At 64.6% G+C, this 8,343-nt stretch carries 8 protein-coding genes; all 8 read left to right on the top strand.

Going from position 1 to position 8,343, the window contains the following annotated elements; genetic code table 11:
• Positions 1 to 687: RNase adapter RapZ (gene rapZ / locus ACT84W_RS07280; RefSeq protein WP_444328719.1), on the top strand; the 687-nt coding region annotated here is incomplete at its 5' end.
• Positions 688 to 1,635: a DNA-binding protein WhiA gene (whiA, locus tag ACT84W_RS07275; protein WP_417575891.1), complete on the top strand. Its 948-nt coding sequence runs from the start codon at positions 688 to 690 to the stop codon at positions 1,633 to 1,635.
• Positions 1,636 to 1,839: 204 nt separating this feature from the next.
• A complete protein-coding gene (gene gap, locus ACT84W_RS07270; protein WP_417575890.1) occupies positions 1,840 to 2,865 on the top strand; it encodes a type I glyceraldehyde-3-phosphate dehydrogenase in 1,026 nt (341 codons plus the stop codon).
• Positions 2,866 to 2,959: 94 nt separating this feature from the next.
• Positions 2,960 to 4,150, top strand: a complete 1,191-nt coding sequence (locus tag ACT84W_RS07265; protein WP_444328718.1) for a phosphoglycerate kinase — start codon at positions 2,960 to 2,962, stop codon at positions 4,148 to 4,150.
• Positions 4,143 to 4,910 (top strand): triose-phosphate isomerase, encoded by a 768-nt coding sequence (tpiA, locus tag ACT84W_RS07260; protein WP_432290287.1) that lies wholly within the window; start codon positions 4,143 to 4,145, stop codon positions 4,908 to 4,910. The genes ACT84W_RS07265 and tpiA overlap by 8 nt, the downstream gene beginning before the upstream one ends.
• A gap of 5 nt (positions 4,911 to 4,915) precedes the next feature.
• Entirely contained in the window at positions 4,916 to 6,469 is a 1,554-nt protein-coding gene (gene gpmI / locus ACT84W_RS07255) for a 2,3-bisphosphoglycerate-independent phosphoglycerate mutase (RefSeq protein ID WP_417575887.1), read from the top strand.
• A gap of 180 nt (positions 6,470 to 6,649) precedes the next feature.
• Positions 6,650 to 6,907 carry a preprotein translocase subunit SecG gene (gene secG, locus ACT84W_RS07250; protein ID WP_417575886.1) on the top strand — a complete coding sequence of 86 codons (258 nt, stop codon included), beginning with the start codon at positions 6,650 to 6,652 and terminating at the stop codon, positions 6,905 to 6,907.
• A 260-nt stretch (positions 6,908 to 7,167) separates the two neighbouring features.
• Positions 7,168 to 8,343: ABC transporter substrate-binding protein (locus tag ACT84W_RS07245; protein WP_444328717.1), on the top strand; the 1,176-nt coding region annotated here is incomplete at its 3' end.

Below are 8,343 nucleotides of genomic sequence, written 5' to 3'. Positions count from 1 at the left end.
GGGCTCTTCGACGAGATCACCGATTCCCTCCGGCAGCTCCGCGACCACGAGATCACCTGCCAGGTGGTCTTCCTCGACACCTCCGACGAGGTCCTCATGCGCCGCTACGACGAGAATCGCCGCCGCCACCCGCTGGCACAGCCCGGCGAGTCGCTCGCCTCCGCCATCGCTCGCGAGCGCCGTCAGCTCGCGGCCGTCCGGGACTTCTCGGACCTGGTCATCGACACCTCGTCGCTGCCCATCAAGGACCTCCGCGCGCGCCTGCGCCGGACCTTCTCCGAGCTCACCGACCAGCAGCTCATGGAGGTGTCGGTCTTCAGCTTCGGCTTCGACCACGGCCTGCCCGTGGAGGCCGACCTCAAGTTCGACGTCCGCGTCCTGACGAACCCCTTCTACGACCCCCAGATGCGCACTATGACGGGCAACGACCCGCTCGTCCGCGACTTCGTCCTCAACAACGAGGTCACGCGCAGGTTCCTCGATGCGTGGGAGAGCCTGCTCGACGTCGCCATGCCGGGCTACGTCGCCGAGGGCAAAAGCCACCTCTCCATCGCCGTCGGGTGCACGGGCGGCCAGCACCGCAGCGTCGCCATCGCAAACGCGACGGCCGACTACCTGCAGCGCGGCGGCTACCATGTGAGCCTTTCGCACCGCGACCTCGCGCTCGCCAACGTGAGGACCAGCTAGATGTCCTTCACCGCCGAGGTCAAAGACGAGCTCGCCCGCGTCGACGGGCCGACGAGGGCCGCGCAGCAGGCGCAGCTGTCGGCCATCGTGCGCGTGTGCGGCACGCTGTCGTTTCGCGGCCCGGGGCGCTACTCGATCAAGATCGCGACCGAGACAGGCGCCGTCGCGCGCACGGCGATCAAGCTCACCCACAAGCTCTTCGACCTCGAGACCTCGCTCACCGTCCGGCGCAGCGTCCTGCACAAGACCCGCAACTACCTCATCGAGATCCCCGAGCAGCCCGAGCTCGAGGACGCGCTCATCGAGCTAGGCATCCTCATCGCCGGGCGTGGCCTCGCCCCAGGGGTGCCGCGAAACCTCCTGCGCACCCGCTCCGCGATCTCGGCCTTCGTCCGCGGCGCCTTCATGGCGGGCGGCTTCATCGCCGATCCGCGCGGGGAGTTCCACCTCGAGATCGCCGTGACGGGGGAGGACTTCGCCCGCGAGCTCGTGGCGCTCATCAGCTCCTTCGGCGCGGGCGCTCGCCTTAACCACCGCCGCGGCGCCTACGCCATCTACCTCAAGAGCTACGAGGACATCACGGCCCTGCTGCGCGGCATGGGCGCCGGCCGCGTCGCCCGCGTCGTCGAGGTCGCCCGGGCAAAGAAGTCCGTGAAGAACGACGTCAACCGCCGCGTCAACGCCGAGATGGCCAATCAGGCCCGCTCGACGGGCGCCGCCGCAGACCAGCTCCAGCTCATCGACGAGGCCGAGGCGCTCATCGGCATGCGCTCGCTGCCGCCCGCGCTGCGCGCCTTCTGCGAGGCACGCCGCGAGAACCCCGAGCTCAGCCTCGCCGCTCTCGGCCAGGAGATGGACCCGCCCGCCTCGAAGTCGGCGATGTACCACCGTGTGTTGCGCCTCCAGCAGCTGGTGAATGACGCAAAGAACCCGACTGAAGACGCGTGAAAATCGCCAAAAGGATGCAAGACATCGGTGAGCGGGCGATTTCGTGACTGTTTTTCGGCGATTTTGCGCCAAATTGACCATTCAATTTCCTGAGCGCGGTATAAAGTCACCCCCGTTTGCGGTACACTCCAAATCGGCAATGTTTTGCCAATCGCAAACAGGCCCAAGGGGAGAAGCCCCGAGGACCATGTGAAAGGAGAAGGCATGGCAGTAAAGGTTGCTATTAACGGCTTTGGTCGCATCGGCCGTCTGGCTTTCCGTCAGATGTTCGGTCACGAGGGCTCCGAGATCGTCGCCATCAACGACCTCACCTCCCCCGACATGCTCGCTTACCTGCTGAAGTATGACTCCACGCAGGGCAACTACGCTCGCGATCACAAGGTTGAGGCTACCGAGGACTCCATCGTCGTCGACGGCAAGGAGATCAAGATCTACAAGGAGGCCGACGCCAACAACCTCCCCTGGGGCGAGCTGAACGTCGACGTCGTGCTCGAGTGCACCGGCTTCTACACCTCCAAGGCCAAGGCTCAGGCTCACATCAACGCCGGCGCCAAGAAGGTCGTCATCTCCGCTCCTGCCGGCAACGACCTGCCGACCATCGTCTACAACGTCAACCACGAGCAGCTCACCGCTGATGACAACATCATCTCTGCTGCCTCCTGCACCACCAATTGCCTCGCCCCGATGGCCAAGGGCCTGAACGACTTCGCCCCCATCGTCTCCGGCATCATGACCACCATCCACGCCTTCACCGGCGACCAGATGCCGCTCGACGGCCCGCAGCGCAAGGGCAACTTCCGTCGTTCCCGCGCTTGCTCCGAGAACATCGTCCCGAACACCACCGGTGCCGCCAAGGCCATCGGCCTCGTTCTCCCCGAGCTCAACGGCAAGCTGATCGGCGCCGCTCAGCGCGTTCCCACCCCGACCGGCTCCCTCACCAACCTCTACGCCGTCGTTGACAAGAAGGTCACCGTCGACGAGGTCAACGCCGCTATGAAGGCTTACGCCGAGTCCATCCCCGAGACCTTCGCCTACAACGAGGACCAGATCGTCTCCCGCGACATCGTCGGCGAGACCCACGGCTCCATCTTCGACGCCACCCAGACCATGGTCTCCGACCTCGGCAACGGCCAGTCCCTCGTCCAGGTCACCTCTTGGTACGACAACGAGAACTCCTACACCTCTCAGATGGTCCGCACCATCAAGTACTTCGAGAAGTTCGTCGCCTAAGTTCTCGCTTCGACCTTAGCATCACAGGGGTGCGGTCGCAGCTTTCGGGCCGCGGTCGCACCCCTTCTCTTTTGTCGACACAAAAGGAGTAAGCATGGCATTCACCAAGAAGACCGTCCGCGACGCCGACGTCGACGGCAAGCGCGTTCTCATGCGCGTTGACTTCAACGTGCCCCTGAAGGACGGCGTCGTCACCGACGACACCCGCGTCCGCGCGGCCATCCCCACCATCAAGTACCTCAAGGAGCACAACGCCAAGATCATCCTGATGAGCCACCTCGGCCGTCCCGATGGCACCGGCTTCCAGCCCGAGCTTTCCCTGCGCCCCGCCGCCGAGAAGCTCGCTGAGCTCACCGGCTTCGACGTGAAGTTCGTCGAGGACACCTACGGCGAGAAGGCCAAGGAGGCCGTCGACGCCCTCCAGCCCGGCGACATCCTCGTCCTCGAGAACGTCCGCTTCGACAAGCGCGAGAAGAAGAACGACCCCGAGATCGCGAAGACCCTCGCTTCCTACGGCGACATCTTCGTCCTCGACGCCTTCGGCACCGCTCACCGTGCCCAGGGCTCCGTCGTGGGCCCCGCCGCCTACCTGCCCGCTTACGCCGGCTTCCTGCTCGAGAAGGAGGTCGACACCCTGACCTCCATCTTCGCCGACCCCGAGCGCCCCTTCGTCGCCATCGTCGGCGGCTCCAAGGTGTCCTCCAAGATCGGCGTCCTCGATCACCTCATCGACTCCGCCGACACCCTGATCATCGGCGGCGGCATGGCCTACACCTTCTTTATGGCCAAGGGCTACACCGTCGGCACCTCCCTCAAGGAGGAGGACTGGGTCGAGCGCGCGGGCGAGATGCTCAAGAAGGCCGAGGCCAAGGGCGTCAAGATCCTGCTCCCCGTCGACAACGTGGTCGCCGATCACTTCGGCGAGGACGCCAAGGGCGAGGTCGTCGACTCCGACAAGATCCCCGATGACCGCATGGGCATGGACATCGGCCCCAAGACCCGCGAGCTCTACACCGAGGCCATCAAGGGCGCCAAGACCGTCTTCTGGAACGGCCCCATGGGCGTCTTCGAGATGGATCAGTTCGCCGCCGGCACCGAGGCTGTCTGCCGCGCCGTTGCCGACTCCGACTGCACCTCCATCATCGGTGGCGGCGACTCCGTCGCGGCCGTGAACAAGTTCGGCCTGGCCGACAAGATGAGCTGGATCTCCACCGGCGGCGGCGCCTCCATGGAGCTCGTCGAGGGCAAGGCTCTTCCCGGAGTGGAGGCGCTTCTCGATGCGTAAACTCATGATCGCCGGCAACTGGAAGATGAACAAGACCTACACCGAGGGCGTCGTCCTCGCCCAGGGTCTTGCCGACGCGCTCAAGGACGCAGAGGTTAAGGTGGACGTCGTCGTCTGCCCGCCGACCGTCGACCTCAAGGGCGTCTCTGAGGTCATCGACCAGGCTTCCGCCCCCTTCGCGCTCGGCGCGCAGAACGTGTACTTCGAGGAGTCCGGCGCCTTCACCGGCGAGACCGCCCCGAACATGCTCGAGGCCGTGGGCGCCAAGTACTGCATCATCGGCCACTCCGAGCGCCGCGGCTACTTCGGCGAGACCGACGAGGACATCAACAAGAAGGCCAAGGTCCTGATGGCCCACGGCATCGTGCCCATCAGCTGCTGCGGCGAGCCGCTCGAGGTCCGCGAGGCCGGCAAGCACGTCGAGTTCGTCGTCGACCAGATCAAGAAGGACACCGAGGGCCTCGAGATCACCGATCCCTCCAAGTACGTGATTGCCTACGAGCCCATCTGGGCCATCGGCACCGGCAAGACCGCCACGGCCGACGACGCCCAGGAGGTCTGCGGCGCGATCCGCGAGACCCTCGCCGAGGTCTTCGGCAAGGAGACCGCCGATCAGATCCGCGTCCTCTACGGCGGCTCCGCAAAGCCCGGCAACATCGCCGAGCTCGTCGCAAAGCCCGACGTGGACGGCGCCCTCGTGGGCGGCGCCTCGCTCAAGGCCGAGGACTTCTCCCAGATGGTCATCAAGGCAGGGGAGTAGCGTACATGTCTGAGCGTCACCTTCCTGCACTTCTGGTCATCATGGACGGCTGCGGCCTGGCCCCCGCCAACGACGAGAACGCCGTGACGAGCGCCAGCCACCCGTTCCTGGACAGCCTCTACGAGAAGTACCCCCACACCACCCTCGGCGCCTCCGGCGAGGACGTGGGCCTTCCCGACGGCCAGATGGGCAACTCCGAGGTGGGCCACCTGAACATCGGTGCCGGCCGCATCGTGTTCCAGGAGCTCTCCCGCATCAACAACGCCATCAAGGACGGCTCCATCAACGAGAACCCCGTCTTTGTCAAGGCCATGGACGACGTCAAGGCCGAGGGCAAGACCCTGCACCTCATGGGCCTCGTGAGCCCGGGCGGCGTGCACTCGCACATCAACCACCTCGAGGCCCTGGTCAAGATGGCTGCCCAACGCGGCGTCAAAACCGTGCGCGTCCACGCCTTCATGGACGGCCGCGACGTCGACCCGCAGTCCGGCGCCGACATCATGAAGGGCTTCGTCGAGTTCCTTGCCAAGGTCAACGAGGAGACCGGCTGCGATGCCCGCGTCGCCACCGTCTCCGGCCGTTACTGGGCCATGGACCGCGACAACCGTTGGGAGCGCATCAAGCGCGCCTATGACGTCATCGTCAACGCCTCCGACGCCGAGGTCTGCCCGGTCGAGGGCATCAAGGCCTACTACGAGAAGGACCCGCGTGGCGACGAGTTCGTCGAGCCCTTCGCGTGCCACAACGAGGGCGTCCACGCCGGCGACGCGGTCATCTTCTTCAACTTCCGTCCCGACCGCGCCCGCCAGATGACCCGCGTGTTCACCGACCCGAAGTTCGATGGCTTCGAGCGCGAGCAGATCAAGCTCTCGCACTTCGACACCATCACCGAGTACGACCCCGAGTTCAACGTCGAGGTGGCCTTCCCCAAGACGTTCCCCGAGAACGTGCTCGCCGACGTTATCTCGCAGAACGGCCTCAAGCAGCTCCACACCGCCGAGACCGAGAAGTACGCCCACGTGACGTTCTTCCTCAACGGCGGCATCGAGGAGCCCAAGCCCGGCGAGGAGCGCGTCCTCGTTCCGTCGCCGAAGGTCGCTACCTACGACCTCAAGCCCGAGATGAGCGCCCCCGAGGTCACCGAGAAGCTCGTCGAGGCCATCAACGAGGACCGCGCCGACTTCTACATCGTGAACTTCGCCAACTGCGACATGGTCGGCCACACGGGCGTCTTTGACGCGGCCGTCAAGGCCGTTGAGGCTGTCGACACGGCGCTCTCCAAGGTCATCCCGGCCATCTTGGCCAAGGGCGGCTTCGCGCTGATCACCGCCGACCACGGCAACGCCGATCACATGTTCGACGTCGACGCCGAGGGCCACAAGCACCCGTTCACGGCTCACACCACGAACCGCGTGCCCTTCATCGTCGTCGACGAGAAGGCCAAGCTCAACGGCATCGAGGATGGTCGCCTCTCCGACATCGCCCCGACGATGCTCACTCTCGCGGGCCTCGAGCCCTCCAAGGAGATGACGGGCCGCGTGCTCGCCACCGAGGAGTAGCCCCTAGCCTCGCAGGGATTCGCGCCACCGCGCCCGCCGGCCCCGCCGCCGGCGGGCGTTTTTTGTCTCGTGCCACGGTGATGTGCAAGTTGGGGACGCCCGGTGCCCTTTATTACAGGACCCTTCTTGCTGTGGTACAGTTACTAACTGTATGAACCGAATCTCTAAAGGAGAACCCCTTTGAACCCGCTCAACTACGTGCTCCTCGCGCTTCTCATCATCTCCGGCGTCCTCACCGTGATCCTCGTCCTTATGCACTCCGGCAAAGGCACCGGCGTCTCGGACATGATCGCTTCTTCCATGTACAACGCTGCGTCCGGTTCAGGCATCTGGGAGAAGAACCTTGATCGCCTCACCGTCATTACCACGACGGTCTTCATCGTCTGCATCATCGTGATGGCCATCACGTTCCCCACGGGTACTATCGCTTTCAAGTAACGAAGCGCTTCGCGTACCATAAAGTCGAAATTTCAACGAAGGAGGCGGGTGACCGTCTCCTATTTTCCGCTGAGCGGTATGGTTTTGTTAAATAAAGAGTAACAATCGAATTGCTGTCAATTCCCATACAGTTTTTTAGCCTAAGTTCATAAAAACGCACTGCGTTCGGCGACGCATCAACGATTGCCGAGCGCGGTGGTGGGAATGCGGGTGCTCGGGCAAATGGGTTGCCCGGCCCGTTGTATAGGAGGAGGAATCTTATGGCTCAGATCACGAACCACGGCGTCACCCGCCGTAACTTCGTGAAGGGCGGCCTCGCCGCCAGCGCCCTCGCGGCCCTCGCCGCCTGCGGCAAGAAGTCCGACGGCGGCTCCGCCGCTTCCGGCGACGGCGCCCAGGCTTCGTCCGACGGCACCGTCAAGTACTACATCTCCAACCCTGACTGCATCGATGCCTACAACCTCAACGAGGACCAGGGCACCCAGGTCGGCTACGTCCTGTTCGACTCCCTCACCGACTTCGACTATGACGCCGACAAGCTCGTCCCGAAGGCGGCCGACTCTTGGGAGGCCAACGACGAAGCCACCGAGTTCACCTTCCACCTGCACGAGGGTGCTAAGTTCCACAACGGCGAGGACGTCGACGCCGAGTCCTTCGTTCGCGGCTGGTCCCGCGTTGTGAACCCCTCCTACGGCCACAGCAACGCCGGCGTGCTCGATTACCACCTGGCCCTGGTCGAGGGCTACGACGAGTGCCTCGCCGACACCACCGGTAAGGTCATGCTCTCCGGCTGCACCGCTAAGGACAAGTACACCTTCGTCGTCAAGCTGACCAAGCCCTACGCCGACTTCCCGTACGTCGCCGCGCACCCCGCCCTCGCCCCCGCGCCGAAGGCCGTGGACCTCGCCGCCAACGACGACAACAAGGCCGCGCTCGACGCCTTCTACCTCGCCCCGATCGGCAACGGCCCCTTCCAGATGGACGGCTCCTGGGTCGACGGCCAGTACATCAACGTCAAGGCGTTCGATGACTACTATGGCGACAAGCCCAAGGTGAAGGCCATCCAGTTCAACATCCAGAAGGACGTCGAGACCGCCTACCGCGAGTTCACCGCCGGCAACTACGACGTCTCCGAGGTTCCGCCCGCGTCCATCTCCGACGCCCTGTCCCAGTACGGCCAGGCCGAGGACGGCTACACCGCGACCCCGGGCAAGCAGGTCCTGACCGGCGCCGAGGTCTCCGTCTATTACCTCAACCTCAACTGCCAGGACAAGGTCCTGCAGGACGTCGACGTCCGTCGCGCCATCTCCCTGGCGATCAACCGCCAGGCCATCTGCGACACCCTCTACAACGGCATCCGTAAGCCGGCCGACGACATCCTCCCGCCGAAGATCGTGGGCTACAAGTCCGGCGCTTGGAAGTACTCCAAGTACGAC

Origin of the sequence: Paratractidigestivibacter sp., from assembly GCF_052362415.1 — a bacterium.
GTDB lineage: Bacteria > Actinomycetota > Coriobacteriia > Coriobacteriales > Atopobiaceae > Paratractidigestivibacter.
The sequence above is the reverse complement of the archived record's forward strand: the minus strand, read 5'-3'. Positions and strand labels throughout refer to the sequence as shown.